This is a genomic window from Pseudomonas brassicacearum (assembly GCF_918698105.1).
Classification (GTDB): Bacteria; Pseudomonadota; Gammaproteobacteria; order Pseudomonadales; family Pseudomonadaceae; genus Aquipseudomonas; species Aquipseudomonas brassicacearum_F.
The window spans coordinates 162,717-177,658 of record NZ_CAKKMI010000002.1 but is presented as its reverse complement, the minus strand read 5'-3'; the positions used below and the strand labels follow the sequence as shown (position 1 = coordinate 177,658).

Annotated in this window: 15 protein-coding genes and 1 pseudogene; 7 read left to right on the top strand and 9 right to left on the bottom strand. The window is 58.8% G+C overall.

From position 1 onward, the window contains the following. Positions 1 to 74 precede the first annotated feature (74 nt). The 4 genes from pgm to LQ215_RS01875 form a co-directional block, all read right to left on the bottom strand. On the bottom strand, positions 75 to 1,721 hold the full coding sequence (gene pgm / locus LQ215_RS01890) for a phosphoglucomutase (alpha-D-glucose-1,6-bisphosphate-dependent) (protein ID WP_230147157.1): 1,647 nt from the start codon (positions 1,719 to 1,721) through the stop codon (positions 75 to 77). Between the two features lie 91 nt (positions 1,722 to 1,812). Beyond that, positions 1,813 to 3,210, bottom strand: a complete 1,398-nt coding sequence (locus tag LQ215_RS01885; RefSeq protein WP_230147156.1) for a PLP-dependent aminotransferase family protein — start codon at positions 3,208 to 3,210, stop codon at positions 1,813 to 1,815. A gap of 96 nt (positions 3,211 to 3,306) precedes the next feature. Then, positions 3,307 to 4,803, bottom strand: coding sequence for a hypothetical protein (locus LQ215_RS01880; protein ID WP_230147155.1), 1,497 nt, complete (start codon positions 4,801 to 4,803; stop codon positions 3,307 to 3,309). Positions 4,804 to 5,482: 679 nt separating this feature from the next. Then, positions 5,483 to 6,508, bottom strand: a complete 1,026-nt coding sequence (locus LQ215_RS01875; protein WP_230147154.1) for a zinc-dependent alcohol dehydrogenase family protein — start codon at positions 6,506 to 6,508, stop codon at positions 5,483 to 5,485. 257 nt (positions 6,509 to 6,765) lie between these two features. On the opposite strand from LQ215_RS01875, the gene LQ215_RS01870 reads away from it, so the two are divergent. Continuing rightward, positions 6,766 to 7,680 (top strand): LysR family transcriptional regulator, encoded by a 915-nt coding sequence (locus LQ215_RS01870; RefSeq protein WP_003202191.1) that lies wholly within the window; start codon positions 6,766 to 6,768, stop codon positions 7,678 to 7,680. A gap of 805 nt (positions 7,681 to 8,485) precedes the next feature. Here LQ215_RS01870 and LQ215_RS01865 read toward each other — a convergent pair. Beyond that, the gene (locus LQ215_RS01865; protein WP_230147153.1) at positions 8,486 to 8,752 is read right to left on the bottom strand and encodes a hypothetical protein; all 267 of its coding nucleotides are present in this window, start codon (positions 8,750 to 8,752) and stop codon (positions 8,486 to 8,488) included. A gap of 326 nt (positions 8,753 to 9,078) precedes the next feature. Here LQ215_RS01865 and LQ215_RS01860 point away from each other — a divergent pair, with 326 nt between their 5' ends. Genes LQ215_RS01860 through LQ215_RS01840 form a run of 5 tightly spaced genes read left to right on the top strand, consistent with a single transcriptional unit; the run spans position 9,079 to position 11,683 of the window. Next, complete coding sequence (locus tag LQ215_RS01860) at positions 9,079 to 9,717, top strand: TVP38/TMEM64 family protein (protein WP_230147152.1); 639 nt, start codon at positions 9,079 to 9,081, stop codon at positions 9,715 to 9,717. Between the two features lie 10 nt (positions 9,718 to 9,727). Continuing rightward, entirely contained in the window at positions 9,728 to 10,111 is a 384-nt protein-coding gene (locus LQ215_RS01855; RefSeq protein WP_230147151.1) for a nuclear transport factor 2 family protein, read from the top strand. Positions 10,112 to 10,167: 56 nt separating this feature from the next. Then, entirely contained in the window at positions 10,168 to 10,554 is a 387-nt protein-coding gene (locus LQ215_RS01850; protein WP_230147150.1) for a nuclear transport factor 2 family protein, read from the top strand. A 44-nt stretch (positions 10,555 to 10,598) separates the two neighbouring features. Then, on the top strand, positions 10,599 to 11,048 hold the full coding sequence (locus LQ215_RS01845; RefSeq protein ID WP_230147149.1) for an SRPBCC family protein: 450 nt from the start codon (positions 10,599 to 10,601) through the stop codon (positions 11,046 to 11,048). 56 nt (positions 11,049 to 11,104) lie between these two features. Continuing rightward, positions 11,105 to 11,683: a flavin reductase family protein gene (locus LQ215_RS01840; RefSeq protein WP_230147148.1), complete on the top strand. Its 579-nt coding sequence runs from the start codon at positions 11,105 to 11,107 to the stop codon at positions 11,681 to 11,683. Here LQ215_RS01840 and LQ215_RS01835 read toward each other — a convergent pair. From LQ215_RS01835 to LQ215_RS01820, 4 genes and pseudogenes are all read right to left on the bottom strand, one after another. Next, a pseudogene (locus LQ215_RS01835) lies at positions 11,680 to 11,868 on the bottom strand (FAD-dependent oxidoreductase); the annotation flags it as partial. The gene LQ215_RS01840 and the pseudogene LQ215_RS01835 overlap by 4 nt on opposite strands. A 59-nt stretch (positions 11,869 to 11,927) precedes the next feature. Further along, entirely contained in the window at positions 11,928 to 12,671 is a 744-nt protein-coding gene (locus tag LQ215_RS01830) for an SDR family oxidoreductase (RefSeq protein WP_230147147.1), read from the bottom strand. Positions 12,672 to 12,741: 70 nt separating this feature from the next. Beyond that, complete coding sequence (locus LQ215_RS01825; protein WP_102060534.1) at positions 12,742 to 13,845, bottom strand: alkene reductase; 1,104 nt, start codon at positions 13,843 to 13,845, stop codon at positions 12,742 to 12,744. A gap of 52 nt (positions 13,846 to 13,897) precedes the next feature. Further along, positions 13,898 to 14,479 carry a TetR/AcrR family transcriptional regulator gene (locus tag LQ215_RS01820; RefSeq protein WP_230147146.1) on the bottom strand — a complete coding sequence of 194 codons (582 nt, stop codon included), beginning with the start codon at positions 14,477 to 14,479 and terminating at the stop codon, positions 13,898 to 13,900. Positions 14,480 to 14,585: 106 nt separating this feature from the next. Here LQ215_RS01820 and LQ215_RS01815 point away from each other — a divergent pair, with 106 nt between their 5' ends. Then, positions 14,586 to 14,921, top strand: coding sequence for a helix-turn-helix domain-containing protein (locus LQ215_RS01815; RefSeq protein WP_230147145.1), 336 nt, complete (start codon positions 14,586 to 14,588; stop codon positions 14,919 to 14,921). Positions 14,922 to 14,942: the final 21 nt, after the last annotated feature.

The following is a 14,942-nucleotide window of genomic DNA, read 5'->3' as shown; positions in this document are numbered from 1 at the left end:
GGACTGCTGCGCACCCCAGCGGGAGCAAGCTCCCTCGCCACAAGTTCACATCACTAGCATCACTTGCACTTGCATCACTTGCTGGTGATAGCCCCATCCACCAACGTTTGCGCCTCAGCCACCAATTGCTTGAGGTGCGCGTCGCCAATGAAGCTTTCGGCGTAGATCTTGTAGATATCCTCGGTCCCGGACGGACGTGCCGCAAACCAGCCGTTTTCGGTCATGACCTTCAGGCCACCAATGGCCTGGTCATTGCCCGGCGCATGGCTGAGGATGCTCTGGATCTTCTCCCCGGCCAATTCGGTGGACGTTACCTGGTCCGGCGACAACTTGCTCAATAGCGCCTTCTGTTGTGGGCTGGCCTTGGCATCGACGCGTACCGAGAACGGTTCGCCCAGCTCGTCAGTCAACGCGCGGTAGGCCTGGCTCGGGTCGCGACCGGTGCGCGCCGTCATTTCAGCCGCCAGCAATGCCGGGATCAGCCCGTCCTTGTCGGTACTCCAGACGCCGCCGTCCTTGCGCAGGAACGAAGCACCGGCACTTTCTTCACCGCCAAAGCCCAGGGAACCATCGAACAGGCCGCCGGCAAACCACTTGAAACCCACCGGCACTTCATAGAGGCGACGCCCCAGGCGCTTGGCCACGCGATCGATCAGGCCGCTGCTGACCACCGTCTTGCCCACGGCGGCATCGGCGCGCCATTGCGGGCGATTCTGGAACAGGTAGTCGATGGAGACTGCCAGGTAGTTGTTCGGCGCCAACAGGCCGCCGGACGGCGTCACGATGCCATGGCGGTCATGGTCCGGGTCGCAGGCAAAGGCCACGTCGAAACGCTCCTTCAGGCCAATCAGCCCTTGCATCGCATGGCTGGAGGACGGGTCCATGCGGATCTGCCCGTCCCAGTCGACGGTCATGAAACGGAACGTGGAATCCACGTGGGTGTTCACCACCTCCAGGTCCAGGCGGTAATGCTCGGCAATGGCCGGCCAGTAGCGCACGCCTGCGCCACCCAACGGATCGACGCCCAAATGCAGCCCGGCGGCGCGGATGGCATCGAAATCAATGACATTGATCAGGTCCGCCACGTAGGTGTTGACGTAATCGTGACGGTGAGTGGTGTCGGCTTTCAGGGCTTGCTCGTAGCTGACGCGCTTGACACCGGCGAGCTGGTTGGCCAGCAGTTCGTTGGCCTTGGCTTCGATCCATTTGGTGATGTGCGTATCGGCCGGGCCGCCGTTGGTAGGGTTGTACTTGTAGCCGCCACTTTGCGGTGGGTTGTGGGACGGGGTGATGACGATACCGTCCGCCAGGCCCGAGGTGCGGCCACGGTTGTAGCAGAGAATGGCGTGGGAAATCGCCGGTGTCGGGGTGTATTCATCGCCCTCGGCGATCATGACGGTGACACCGTTGGCCGCGAATACTTCCAGCGCGCTGGCACCCGCCGGGGTCGACAGCGCGTGGGTGTCGATACCGACGAACAGTGGCCCATTGATGCCCTGGGCCTCACGGTACAGACAGATCGCCTGGCTGATGGCCAACACGTGCCACTCGTTGAAGCCCAGGTCGAAGGAGCTGCCACGGTGGCCGGAGGTGCCAAAAGCCACGCGCTGGGTTGCAACCGAAGCATCGGGTCGGCCGGTGTAGTAGGCCGTCACCAGTCGCGGGATATCGATCAACAACTCTGCCGGTGCCGGCTTGCCCGCAAATGGACTGACTGTCATGCAAAACCTCTGAGTGGAGTGGCTCGGTAAATGGGGTGCAGTTTACTGACAGTTCGACCATGGCGCGATGGGTTCGATCCATTGCCGCCGATTACGCTTGTTCGAGCCTCAAGGCATCGGCCAGCGCGCAGAGCGCAGCGTCCATGTCCTGTGGCCCGCTCAGGGCATGGCTCAGGCGCATATGTTGTGCATACAGGCCCTGGAGGCTGAACAACTCCCCCGGCGCGATGACGATTCGCTGGGCAAGCAGCCGATGGAAAACGCGCCGCAAGTCAACCTGTCGCGTCGACTGCATCCAGATCGTCGCGCCACCTTGGGGTTCTGCCCATTGCAGGCTGTCTCCCAGCCGCTCACGCAGCAATTGCGTGGTCGAAACCGCACTTTCGCGCAGCAGGCGGCGCAAGACCAGCAAGTGCTGGTCAATCCGACCGTTGCTGTACAGCCGGGCGATGGCTTTCTGGCGAATCGGCGACAAACGAAACGCACGCAACAGGAAATGTCGCTGCAGGTGCAGGGTCAACTGGCGCGACAACACGTAGCCATACGGCGCCTCTGGCCCGATGGTTTTCTCGAAGATCGAGTAAACGATCAGCCGGTCCGGGTCGAGCAAGTCTCGAAAAGGCGTCACCCTTGCCTCGAACGCCAGGTCCGTGTAGCTGTCGTTCTCCAGCACCCAGGTCCCGTGCCGCTCCAGCAGATGCGCGATGGCACGACGGTTCTCTTCAGGAACGAGCGTCCCCCTGGGCATGTTCAGGACCGACGACAGCACCACCAGGCGTACCGTTTCCTTCACCAGCAGGTGTTCCAGTTGCTCGACATTGAGCTCTCCGCCGGCCTGCAGTGGCAGCTCGATGACGTTGACCTCCGCGGCTTGCAGCAGGCGCAACACCGTCCAGTCGCAGGGCGATTCGATCAGCACGACGGCCCCCCTCAGTGCCAGTACCGCGATCAGGATCTCCAGGACGCCCCGCAGGTCGGCGCCAATGTAGACGTCATCGGCATTCCAGCAGCGGGCTGGCGAAGAGGTGTAGCGGGCAGCCAGGGCAGCGCGAAGCTCCAGCTCGCCCCAGGGTTGCGAGGGTGTCTGCGAGGAGCGTGGGTACTGGCGCAGCAGTTCGCGCTCGAGGAGCAATAGCGGGCTGTCCAATGGCTGCATCGACGCCGGTTCATCGGCACTGAGCACCTGCATGCCTGGCCGCCGGGCATTGACGTACAGGGTCTCGAGCAAATCGTCGCCGCCGCCCAGGGTGGCCATGCTGGGCACGGGCAGTGCGTAATAACCGGACTTGGCGATCGAATAGACCCGTCCTTCCTTTTCCAGCAGCGAGTATGCGTACTGAATGGTCGATATCGACACGTTCAGCCGCTCGGCCAGTTGCCGCAATGACGGCAGGCGAACCCGCGCATCAACCTCCAGCTCATTGATCAGCGTGGTCAGGTAGCGATACACCGCCTGGTAGGCGAAGTCTGTCTCCCGGCTACCTTTCATCGGCTCGGGCCAGGAGAGCGGGTCGCAGCCGACCCAGTCGCAACACCGGGTACAAGGACTGGGGACGAGGTAGATGAGTCCGTCAAACCTCGTTCCTCAATGCCTTGCCGAGCGTTCATGCAGCCCGTCGACGGTAGGCCCGGCTTCTGAAGTGTCAACGCCGTCATTGGCCTGCTGCAGATCGGCATCGGTGCCCAGGGTGATTTCCGCTTGTTCCGGCACAGAGACACTCGCCCGGTACAGTTTGCCAAGGATGTCGATGGGCAGGCCGCTGACATCGACCATCCACTGCGCGATCTGATCGGCGACGGTCGCACCCTGCATGGCCTTGTGCAGGTCCGGCATCGCCACCAGCATGCCGGGGTGGCAGCAACGCAGGAAATGCTCCAGGCCCGCGCCCTGCCCCACGAACGGTGCGAACAGCATGCACACCAGTTGCGTTTCGCTGAGCCCCAGGATCTTCTGCGCTTCAAGGGCGGCGTAGGCGCGACGTTCAAGAATCGACGACGGTGAGCCGAACAGCGCCCGAGCTTGTTCGCAGGCGTGTTCCGGCAGTTGCTTGCGATGCATGATCATGATTGCCCGCTGTGCGTAGTCCCCGTATCCCGTTTCATAGCTGCGTCCGTGTACGTAGCAGGCCTGCAGGCCATGCAAATGAGCCGACAGCAGCGGGCTGAGGTATTCGTTTTCGGGCGCCGATGGGACCAGCCCTTCGGTCTGCACCCGCAGGAACTCGTTGAAAAGTGGCCAGTTGGTTCCTTCCGAACGATCGACGATCAGGTCATCGATGCCGACGTGGCCCACTCGCCGGCAGGCCTCGAAGTGCCCTTCGGGCTTCCAGGCGCCGAGGCGCTCCGGCCCGTAGAAATGCCGGTAGACATCACCGCCCAGGGTATCGAGATGGGCAAAGAGGTTGTCGAAGCCGCACGCGTGCTCGGTCAACAGGCCAATCTTGCTGGTCGCGCGGCGAAGGCCCGCTATGAATTGTTTTTGCTGGCGCGGTGTATCGCTGCTGACCAACGAATCCACGCCCGACTTCCAACGGGCCATGTGCCGGTAGAACTCGGCCATTGCCAGGTAGCCGTCGTCGCCAATCTCCAAGGGGCTGTCGACCGCACGAAGGTGTCCCAAGACCAGCAGGTCCATGCGATTGGCTTCGTGCCCCGCCCCTGACAAGGGCTGGCGGTGATTGAACGGCAACACCTCGCGGTTATCCGCCATCAGCAATTCGACCCGGGGATCATCGTAGACAAACAGCGCGCTGTAGCAGCGGTGGATGTTTTCCAACGTCGCCTGGGTGGTTTCGCTCAAGCGTGGCGTGGCGACGCGCAAGGCGAAGGTCGTCGGATGCCGCCCCGCAATACTCAGCTGTGCGGCTCGCAAGGCGGTCAGCACATAGAAACTTTCCCTGCTCCCGTTCTGGACCGTCAACACGCGATAATCGCCAATCCGCTCGATGCCTCCGGCGGCGACAATTAAACGCTGGATCAAAAGCTGCAACGCGGTACGTTCTGCCCGGGAATAAAAACCCAACAGTCGTTGCAGTATCTGTTGATACACGTGAGTCATTGCCTGCTCATGAATTGCACTCATAGCCATTTACCTGGAAATTCAACTATCGGCGTCGCAACCGCACCAACGTGGCCGAGCGACGTGTTGGTCTAGAGGGTTGTTCTAGTACTCAAAGAGTATTAGCAATACGCTCAAGCATTGCTTGTCGTAATTATTTGATACATCTGCTGAGAGTCGGCTCGCGCCCCATCGCACTCCCGGCGAAAGCGGCGGAATCAGGGGGTCTGACCGACCGGAGGACACGTCCTAGGAGATTTCCGACAACGTCCCACAGACAATGAGTACGAGAAATAAAGAACTTGCCGAACTTTAATTGGCCCTCTACCCCACCCTGTTTTCCCCAAGGTCGATAGATAGCCCCGCACCCATTAATGTTTATTGCCCCTTGAATGCATCTTGAAGGATGAAGACCTTCGAAAAAGTTATACCGCACCACGACTTCTTCCTTGATATGGAAATCAGCGTTCAATTATCAAGACTTAAACAATGATTAGAAGATACAGATTGAGGGCAAAAACCAGTTCAGTTGTTCACCGACAGACCGTTTCAGTCTTGAACCCACCAGGACAGGCCGTTAAAGGCGCAGGATCATGAGCTACGAACACAGCACCCCCAGGCAGGCGCTGCCGTAAGAAAGGAGGGGACGTGGGGATGAAGGCAGCGCAAGAGCCCGGGCGATGACTCTTGCGCAAGACAGGACTCAGGCCGGGTCGACGACCTGAAGGGCAACACGTTCACGGCAAGGGCATTCGCCCATGTAGCGGTGAGCCTCGACAAACTCGGAAAACGGGAAGACCCGAGTCTTGAGGGGTAACAGCACACGGTCGGCAGTCAGTTGATTGATATCACGCAGTGCTCGTTGCAAGGCCACCTGGTCCTGGAGGATGCCCAGTTCCGGCTTGCCGGTGAAATTGCCGATGCAGTGCACAAAGAACTGAATGTTCTTCTGGAACGCCGCGCACGCTGGAAACGGCGTCTGGTTGCCGCCCTGCAAGCCATACAGCACCAGGCTGCCACGCGGTGCCAGCACGTCGCCCAGCAGCGACATCTGCGGCCCGCCGAGGCCGTCGAAGACCACATCGACGCCACGGTTGTCGGTGAGCTTGTTGATTTGCATCAGCAAGTCCTGCTCTTCGGTGACGATGACCTTCTCGGCACCCAGCGACAACAGGTACTCACGTTCGTCGGCCGTCTTGGTGGCCGCGATCACCCGCACACCCAGGGCCTTGCCCAGCTGTACGAAGGAAGGACCGGCGCAATGACTGGCATCGGTGACCAGGGCGAATTGCCCCGGCTTGACCCGCGCCAAGTCCACGTAGGCGAAATACGCGATCAGCAGCGGCGTGTAGTGCACGGCTGCTTCGATCGGGCTGAGCACGTCGGGATAACGGGTCAGGGCGGTGCGTGGCAGCACGATGACTTCACCGTACACCGGATAATCGTTCGGGCTCTCGGCCGGAAAACTGGCGACCTTGTCGCCCACGGCCAAGTCATCGACGCCGTCGCCGACGGCCGTGACCACGCCGGCCATTTCATGGCCCAGGCCCGAAGGCAGGCGCGCCTGGGACGACGCCAGGTTCTGGCGCCACAAGGTGTCGTACCAACTGATGCCGATCGCTTCGACGCGGACCTGCACTTCTCCTGGCGCAGGAAGAGCCGCCGCATGCTCTTCGCATTTGAGCACCTCGGCACCACCAAACTTGTGAAAACGGATCGTGCGGGACATCGCAAACCTCGTCAAAGTAACCTCTAATGCCATGAACTCTATCCGGGCTTTGTAGCCAAGACCATCAGTGGCTATTAATAGTCGACATGCCTGTCATTGATTCCGCAGCAAGAAAAATCAACCAATCCTGTAGGACTTAACCTAAGAAAACTCAATTAGCCGGTGCAGAGTACCAGCCTTTCCCCGTAAGATTCATGCCGGCCATTGTTCCCATATGGCCGCTCACGTCAAGCTTGCCGAATCTGCCAGGACCCCAGATGAATCGTAATGACCTGCGGCGTGTCGATCTGAACCTGTTGATCGTATTCGAAACATTGATGCATGAACGCAGTGTGACTCGCGCGGCCGAGAAACTGTTCCTGGGCCAACCGGCCATCAGCGCCGCGCTGTCGCGCCTGCGCAGCCTCTTCGATGACCCATTGTTCGTGCGTACCGGCCGCAGCATGGAGCCTTCGGCCCGGGCGGTCGAGATCTTCGCCCTGCTCTCCCCGGCCCTGGATTCGATTTCCACGGCGGTCAGCCGTGCGGCGGAATTCGACCCGGCCACCAGCACCTCGGTGTTTCGCATTGGCCTGTCGGACGACGCCGAATTCGCCCTGCTGCCAATGCTGCTCAAGCGCCTGCGGGCCGAAGCGCCCGGCATTGTGCTGGTGGTGCGCCGGGTCAACTATATTTTGATGCCCGGTTTGCTGGCATCCGGTGAAATCTCCATCGGCGTCAGCTACACCGACGACCTGCCGGCCAACGCCAAGCGCAAGGTCTTGCGACGCAGCTTGCCCAAGGTGTTGCGGGCCGACACCGCGCCGGGACGCCTGACCCTGGACGAATTCTGCGCCCGCCCCCATGCCTTGGTGTCCTTCGCCGGTGACTTGAGCGGCTTCATCGATGAAGAACTGGCGAAACTCGACCGCAAGCGCCACGTGGTCCTGGCCGTACCGCAATTCAACGGCCTGAGCACGCTGCTGTCGGGCACCGACATCATCGCCACCGTACCCGACTACACCGCCGACGCGCTGACCGCCGCCGGCGGCGTACGCGCCGAAGACCCGCCCATACCGGTACGCAGCTTCGAGCTGCACATGGCCTGGCGTGGTTCCCAGGACAACGACCCTGGGGAGCGCTGGTTGCGGTCGCGGATTCAGATGTTTTTTGGCGACCCTGAGAGTCTTTAGGTTTCGTCGGGCAGGCTGTTTATCTGATCATTTTTGCCTTTCCACAAACCATGGAGCTCCATTCACTTCCAGTGGATTGCTACATTGGGGGCACATCTGAGGGCATGCTTTGGATGGGATGAAAAGGATGCCCCCAGCCTAAGGCCAAACACGCTATTGATAAGGGCAGCTCCGACCGGAGTCTCTGCGAATCGATAGACCGGCCTGAGGTTTTCAACATATCAGTGGGAATCCGGAGAGTTTTTGAAAAACAGGGAGCACCTGTGATCTGCCCTACCCTGATTATCGCAGGACGTGGCGAGATCACCAGAGGTGAGTCAAGTAGCCACTCCGTCATTGGTCCTGCGCAAATCCCCCCGCACTCTGTGCCGACAACACAATCGCCAGCACAATCAACACCGCTCCTGCCAACATCCGATATGACGGCGTTCCATGGAACAAACCACCACGCGTAGGCCATGGCGTAGACAGGTTCCAGTGAGATGATTATCCCGGAGCTGCGTGCGTTGACGCCCTTTAAGCATCAGCCCAGAGACGAAGTACACGATGAGTTTCTTGCGATTGAGGCCGCGCAGCGAAGCCCGGCCTTGCAAAAGGGCAAACACCTCCAGGACTACCTGGGCAAACTCCGCGCGGCCGAAGGTGATCACATTGACACTGGCGTGAATCAGCGGCCCCGGTTGGGGTGATTGAGTCGCGCACAAATGCGCAGAGCGTCGTCATGCTTTTCGCTCCATTGCAGCAAATGCGAGTTGATCAAGATGCAAGTATTTCGCTGTTGCGCGATAGACAAGGCTTCCGCCATTCAGCACACCACAGGCTCATCGCCCCTCGGGTCTGAATGCGCAAAGTCTCCTGCCGTTTTAATCGCCAGTTCAACGATGGAACCTGGCGGCGCCACTTTCAGCATCCGATAGATGCCCGCGTTCTGCTCCGCCTCTGCGCCAAGGCGCAGGTTGAGCACTACATAGCTGCCCGCTACTTCAAGGTCGTAGCCCCCCCTGACGGTGCTCAACGACTCGATAGATGCCCAGTTACGTCCATCCCAGATTGAAAGGTAGATGGGCTCCATAACCAACCGCCTTGGTGATCTCGCACCTATCCAAAAAGCTGTAGGTCCTCGTAGAGCTGCAGAACCAGGTGCCCTGTGCGTAAAACTTTAGCGTCATGGTTCGCTCCTGCTGCCATCGAATATTGGCGGCACCGTCGAGCGTCCACTCCGCACTTCGCCAACACCAACACCAACACCAACACCAACAGCAAATTTCTTGACACAAACTGTAGTGATCGCTATAGAATACAATCAATATGTAGCGACCGCTATTAAATTAGCCTTCAGCGATGTGTTGGACGGTAATCATCTCGGACTGACCGACCGAAAAGAATGGAATAGGCAACGTGATAGACCTGGCCGTACACAACATTGCGCACTGGATCGAGATGATTCGCTCGCTCGGCGCCGTCGGGATTGCGCTCTATGCCGCAATATTTGTGCTGGCCACTGTCGCCTTTGTGCCCGCATCGATGCTCACGGCGCTTGCAGGTTTTTTGTACGGCCCGATGTGGGGAACGCTGCTTATCTCACCCGCTGGCTTGCTGTCGGCAGCAGTCGCGTTCGCCTTGGGCAGATCGCTTCTGCGCCCGTGGGTCAAACGACGCCTGGCGAACAGCCCCAAATCAGCGGCGGTCGACCACGCTATCGAGTCAGGAGGTTTTCGGATTGTTTTTCTCTTGCGCCTGGCGTCCATCGTGCCGTTCGCTCCGCTGAGCTACGGACTCGGAGCCAGCCGAATCGCACGTCGAGATTTCCTGCTGGCGACCTGGATCGGCCTGCTTCCTGGAACATTTCTGTATGCGTACCTGGGCTCTCTGGCGGCTGACGTCGCACAGATAATCAGTGGTGAGGTAACGACCAACCGCTCGATTCAAGTGATGACTTGGGCGGGTTTGGTCGTTGCATTAATCGCCTTACTGACCATCGCCCGTTATGCACGCAAAGCAATCAACCAAGCCCTTCTTCAACCCTCTTCAAACTAGGAGTAACACCATGAGCAACCCAACTTACGTCGACGACTACAACGCTATCGTCGCGGTGCTGAACCACTACAACGAAGGTGGCAAGCAAGCCAAAAGCAGCCTCATGAAACCGGCCTTCAGCGAGCAGGCAACCATCTTTGGCGTGGATGGCGAAGGTCAACTGACCGGTGGCCCGATTCAGGGTCTGTTCGACATCATCGACAGTGCCTTCCGCCCTTCACCGGAAGCCAAAGGTGCCATCGTCAACATCGATATCGTGGGCACCGCCGCCAGCGCACGTATCGATACCAATGATATCTCTGGCTTCTGTTTCACCGATTTCTTCAACCTGTTGAAGGTTGATGGAAAGTGGACCGTCATCAGCAAGATCTACCACACCCACGTTGCTCCTTAACTCACCCGCTTGAACCGTGCCTCATTGGCGCCAAAACCATGCAAAGGAGTTTGACCATGAGCAAAAACATCAAAGCAGTACCCACCCAGGACTACAACGCCGTTGTCGCCGTTGCCCAGCAATACGCAGACGGCCTGCGTGCCGGCAGCCCGGAAGATCTGGAGCAGGCCTTCCACAAGGAAGCGGTGATGTACGGCTTCACCAACGGCAAACTGTTGGGCGGCCCGATCAGCAACCTGTTCGACTTTGTCCGCACCAATGGCAAGGCCCCGGATATCAGCACACGCCTGGACGTGCTGGCGATCACCCCGACCACTGCCGTGGTACGTGTGGACATGGAAAAGGACGCGATTGGCGCCGACTACAATGACTACCTGACGCTGATCAAAATCGACGGCACCTGGAAGGTGATCGCCAAGGTTTATCACCAGTTCGAAGGCTGATCCGAACGGCCTGAAAGCAATGATGTTTCTTAAGGTGATGAATCATGGCAAAAGTTGAATACAGCGCCGTCGTAGACGGAGGCGCCGAGCGCGTTTGGGATGTACTCAAGCGCTTCGGAAAAATCAGCCAGTGGCACCCGGCTATCCCACAGAGCGTGATCGAAGACGGTCAGCCTGACGGCCTGGTTGGCTGCATCCGTCGGCTGACGTTGCAGGATGGCGCCATTCTGCGCGAGCAGTTGTTGTCGGTAGACGCGGTGAATCTGCAGTTCTCATACCGTTTCGTTGAAGCGCCACTGCCCGTCGACAACTACGTGTTGACCGTGCGATTGATCCCGCTGACCGGCGAGCAAAAAACCGTGATTCTGTGGTCTGCGACTTTCGACACGCGTGAGCCGGATCCCCAAGGGCAATGGACCTCGACCATCGAGTCGCTCATTGTTGGTGGTCATGAAAGCCTCCAGGTTTACCTGAACCAAACCGTGACCGCGTGAATGTGCCCTACCCCGCTCCAGCAATGGATGCGGGGTTTAATTTTTCTGGAGTTACGATGCACGACCACATTGCCGAAGTGCCGCTTGAAAAAGCCTATCGGCTGATCAACCACGGCCCCACCGTGCTGGTATCTGCTCAACACGAGGAGACTCGAAATGTGATGGCCGCGGCATGGGCCTGTGCATTGGATTTCTCACCGCCCAAAGTTACTGTGGTGCTGGACAAGATCGCCAAAACCCGCGAACTGGTAGAGCGTAGCGGCGTGTTTGTGATTCAGGTTCCGACTGTGGCACAGCTGCAATTGACCCGCGATGTCGGCAGCGTCAGCCTGCAGGAAGATCCACGGAAGCTGGCTCATAGCGGCGTCGAGTTGTTCAGTATCAGCGGCCATGACGTGCCATTCGTGGCCGGCTGCTCGGCCTGGCTTGCGTGCAAACTACTGCCCGAACCGCACAACCAGTCGACCTACGACCTGTTTATCGGTGAAGTCGTCGATGCCTGGGCCGACACACGGGTATTCAGCGACGGCCATTGGCACTATGAGCGTGCGCACCCGGATTTTCGTAGCCTGCACTACATCGCAGGCGGCCACTTTTATGCGATCGGCGAAGCGCTAACCCCATCAGTGATCTAGTGCAGTTTCAACCGAGGCTCGGTGCCTGGCCCCAGGTGGTTACCCAACATCAGTAATGCCGAGGGTACCAGGCCATAGAGCGCGACTTGGGGCATGCGGTACAGCGATGCATAGAACGCCCGCGCCAACCATCCTTCCAGCGTCACACTGCCCGTGAGTTTACCCATCAGGTTCGCCACCGCTGTAGTGCCCAGGCACACGGCGTTGCGCCGTGCCTAGGCTGGGTGATTTCAACGGTTATGGCTTACCAATCCTGGCGGGTCGGCGAAATGATCAAGTCGTTGACGGTGACGTTGTCAGGCTGATTCAGTGCATACACCACTGCGCGACCGATATCGTCCGGAGAGATAGCGATTTTATTCAACTCTTGAGCCGCTTTACGGCCTGCCGGGTCGGTGACTTTATCGGCCCAACCGGTGTTGATCACACCCGGACTGACCGTGTTGACACGGATGCCGTGCTGCACGCCCAGCTCTTTGCGCATCGACTCAGTCATGGCCTGAACGAAGAACTTGGTGGCACTGTAGATACCTGCAGCAGGCCCGACCTGGTGACCGGCGACCGAATCCATATTCAGGATCTGGCCAGACTTTTGTTTCAGCATGAACGGCAACACCGCCGCGATACCATGCAGGTAGCCTTTGATGTTCACGTTGATCATCTTTTCCCAATCATCGGTGGCCAGGTCGACCCAGTTGGAAAACAGCATCAAGCCTGCGTTGTTGATCAGGATATCCACCGAACCGAAAGAGTCCTGGGCGAATTGCGCGAGCGCTTTCATATCCTCAGGATTGGTAACGTCGCTGACGCGACCTACTGCTTCACCGCCCTTGCCTTTCAGCTCGCTGACGATGGCGTCCAGGCCTTGCTGGTCCAAGGCTGCTGCGACAATTCGAACGCCTTTCTCGGACAAGGCAAGTGCCGATGCAGCACCCAGGCCGGACGATGCGCCAGTGATGATCGCGGTTTTATTCTGCAGATAGTTCATGGGCGTTCCTCTCGTTGGTGACTGCCCGTCTGTGCGGGCAGTTTTTGGGGTTATCGCGGATATAAGGGGATCAGTAGTTGCCGACGGGCCAGTCGGTGTAGCCCTTGGCGCCGCCGCCGTAATACGACTCTCGCGGTGCGATGGTCAGTTCGGCCCCACGACGCAGGCGCTCGACCAGATCCGGGTTGGAGATAAACAGGCGACCAAACGCAACGGCGTCGATCTTGCCCTGGGCGCGACGTTCAATAGCCATGTCCAGGTCGTAGTTGTTGTTGCCGATGAAAGGCCCGTTGAACTGCGCGCTCAATGCGTCCATGTCGACGCCTTCCGGCACTTCTCGCGAGGTGGCGGTAGCGCCTTCGACGAAGTGCAGGTACGCCAGGTCGAAGGCGTTCAACTGCTGGATCAGGTAGCCGTACATCGCCATCACGTTGCTGTCGGGCGGCGTGTTGCCAGCGTCGGGCGTGACCGGCGACAGGCGGATGCCAACACGGTCATTGCCCCAGATCTTGACGATCGCTTCGGTGACTTCCAGGGTCAGGCGCGCACGGTTCTCGATAGAACCGCCGTACTGGTCGGTGCGATGGTTGGTCGAGTCCCGCAGGAACTGGTCCAGCAGGTAGCTGTTGGCCGAGTGAACCTCTACACCATCAAAACCAGCACGCTTGGCATTCTCGGCAGCACGCTTGTACTGCTCGATGATCCCCGGGATCTCATCGGTTTCGAGCGCCCGTGGCATCGACACCGGGACGAAACCGTTGGTGGTGTAGGTGTCACCTTCAGCCTTGATCGCGGAAGGCGCGACCGGTGCGGCACCGTCAGGTTGCAACTCGACACTGGAGAACCGCCCCACGTGCCACAGCTGGCTGACGATCTTGCCGCCGGCTGCATGCACGGCATCCGTGACTTTCTTCCAGCCCGCAACCTGCTCTTCGCTCCAGATGCCGGGGGTGGCCGCATAACCGCGACCTTGCGCGGAAATATTTGTGGCCTCAGCGACGATCAAGCCCGCCGTGGCGCGTTGAGCGTAATACTCGGCGTGCAGCTCGTTGGGGATGCCATCTTCGGCATAGCGGCTACGGGTTACAGGCGCCATCAAAATACGATTAGCGAGTTTCATCGCACCCAGGTTGATCGGGGTGAATAAGTCGGTACGAGTAGCGTTGTCTGTCATAATAGATCTCATTTAAATAGACCGGTCGTCTAGTAAGTTGGTAAAAAAATAGTTACGACAAAAGTCGCTTTGCCAGAATCAGGGACGTTTCAAAGGCGTCGTCGCGCTTGCCGATCTTCATCATCAACGAAGCGCCGAGCCAAACCTGATAGAGCGATTGCGCAAGCGTCGCGCTTGGCGCTGTGGACGTGATCGAACCATCGACAAGCCCCTGCTCAATACAGCGTTCAAGCTTTGCGTGGATGGCCTGCGTACCTCGGTCGAGCACCAGGCGCATGCCCTCCGAGAGGTCACAGACCTCAGCGCCCAATTTGACCACCAGGCACTTATCGGTAGGCAAATCAGAGCACTGGGTTTGCGCCCAATACTGGAAGTAACTCAGCAACCTTTGCGCGGCGGGTGCAGAGCCCATCAACAGAGTGTCGACCGTAGCCAGGTAGTCGGAAAAATACTGTTCAAGCAATGCCTGGCCAAATTCTTCCTTGGATTTGAAGTAGTGGTAGAACGAACCTTTCGGCACGCTCGCAGCCGCTACCACCTCAGCTAACCCTACGCTGGTGTAGCCTTTGTGCGTCATCAACGTCCTGGCGACATCCAGGATGTGTTGGCGTGTTTCAGAATGATGCTTTTTCATAATGCAGCCACCCTAATTAAAACTAGACCGGTCGTCTAGTAAATTTTAGAATAGCTTCACGTTCTACGACCAACGGCGAACGAAGACAAATGACAGGGTCACGCTCATGAACGCCACTCCCCTCACGTCAACGTTCAATACCGAGTGCCTTGCGCAATTCAACATCAATTGCCTGGTGATCTTCGCTGCGCTTTATCAGGAAAAAAGTGTCACCAGGGCGGCCGAGCGCTTGAACATAGGGCAGCCCGCGGTCAGCAACAGCCTGTCCAAACTCAGGCTGATTTTTCAGGACCCACTGTTTTTTCGCCGAAACGCAGAGATGGTGCCCACCGCAGCCGCGGATGATATTGCGAAGCATGTGATACCGCTATTGAGCGGTATTGGCCACGTGCTTGAGCGATACAACGTACCGGCCCTTGGGCACGCGTCACGGCCGACCTGAAAGCTCAGAATTACGCTACGC

What these genes read in the sequence shown, in the direction of transcription:
- pgm (WP_230147157.1), bottom strand. Translation starts at nt 1,721, where the DNA reads ATGACAGTCAGTCCATTTGCGGGCAAGCCGGCACCGGCAGAGTTGTTG.
- LQ215_RS01885 (WP_230147156.1), bottom strand. Translation starts at nt 3,210, where the DNA reads ATGAAAGGTAGCCGGGAGACAGACTTCGCCTACCAGGCGGTGTATCGC.
- LQ215_RS01880 (WP_230147155.1), bottom strand. Translation starts at nt 4,803, where the DNA reads ATGAGTGCAATTCATGAGCAGGCAATGACTCACGTGTATCAACAGATA.
- LQ215_RS01875 (WP_230147154.1), bottom strand. Translation starts at nt 6,508, where the DNA reads ATGTCCCGCACGATCCGTTTTCACAAGTTTGGTGGTGCCGAGGTGCTC.
- LQ215_RS01870 (WP_003202191.1), top strand. Translation starts at nt 6,766, where the DNA reads ATGAATCGTAATGACCTGCGGCGTGTCGATCTGAACCTGTTGATCGTA.
- LQ215_RS01865 (WP_230147153.1), bottom strand. Translation starts at nt 8,752, where the DNA reads ATGGAGCCCATCTACCTTTCAATCTGGGATGGACGTAACTGGGCATCT.
- LQ215_RS01855 (WP_230147151.1), top strand. Translation starts at nt 9,728, where the DNA reads ATGAGCAACCCAACTTACGTCGACGACTACAACGCTATCGTCGCGGTG.
- LQ215_RS01850 (WP_230147150.1), top strand. Translation starts at nt 10,168, where the DNA reads ATGAGCAAAAACATCAAAGCAGTACCCACCCAGGACTACAACGCCGTT.
- LQ215_RS01845 (WP_230147149.1), top strand. Translation starts at nt 10,599, where the DNA reads ATGGCAAAAGTTGAATACAGCGCCGTCGTAGACGGAGGCGCCGAGCGC.
- LQ215_RS01840 (WP_230147148.1), top strand. Translation starts at nt 11,105, where the DNA reads ATGCACGACCACATTGCCGAAGTGCCGCTTGAAAAAGCCTATCGGCTG.
- LQ215_RS01830 (WP_230147147.1), bottom strand. Translation starts at nt 12,671, where the DNA reads ATGAACTATCTGCAGAATAAAACCGCGATCATCACTGGCGCATCGTCC.
- LQ215_RS01825 (WP_102060534.1), bottom strand. Translation starts at nt 13,845, where the DNA reads ATGACAGACAACGCTACTCGTACCGACTTATTCACCCCGATCAACCTG.
- LQ215_RS01820 (WP_230147146.1), bottom strand. Translation starts at nt 14,479, where the DNA reads ATGAAAAAGCATCATTCTGAAACACGCCAACACATCCTGGATGTCGCC.
- LQ215_RS01815 (WP_230147145.1), top strand. Translation starts at nt 14,586, where the DNA reads ATGAACGCCACTCCCCTCACGTCAACGTTCAATACCGAGTGCCTTGCG.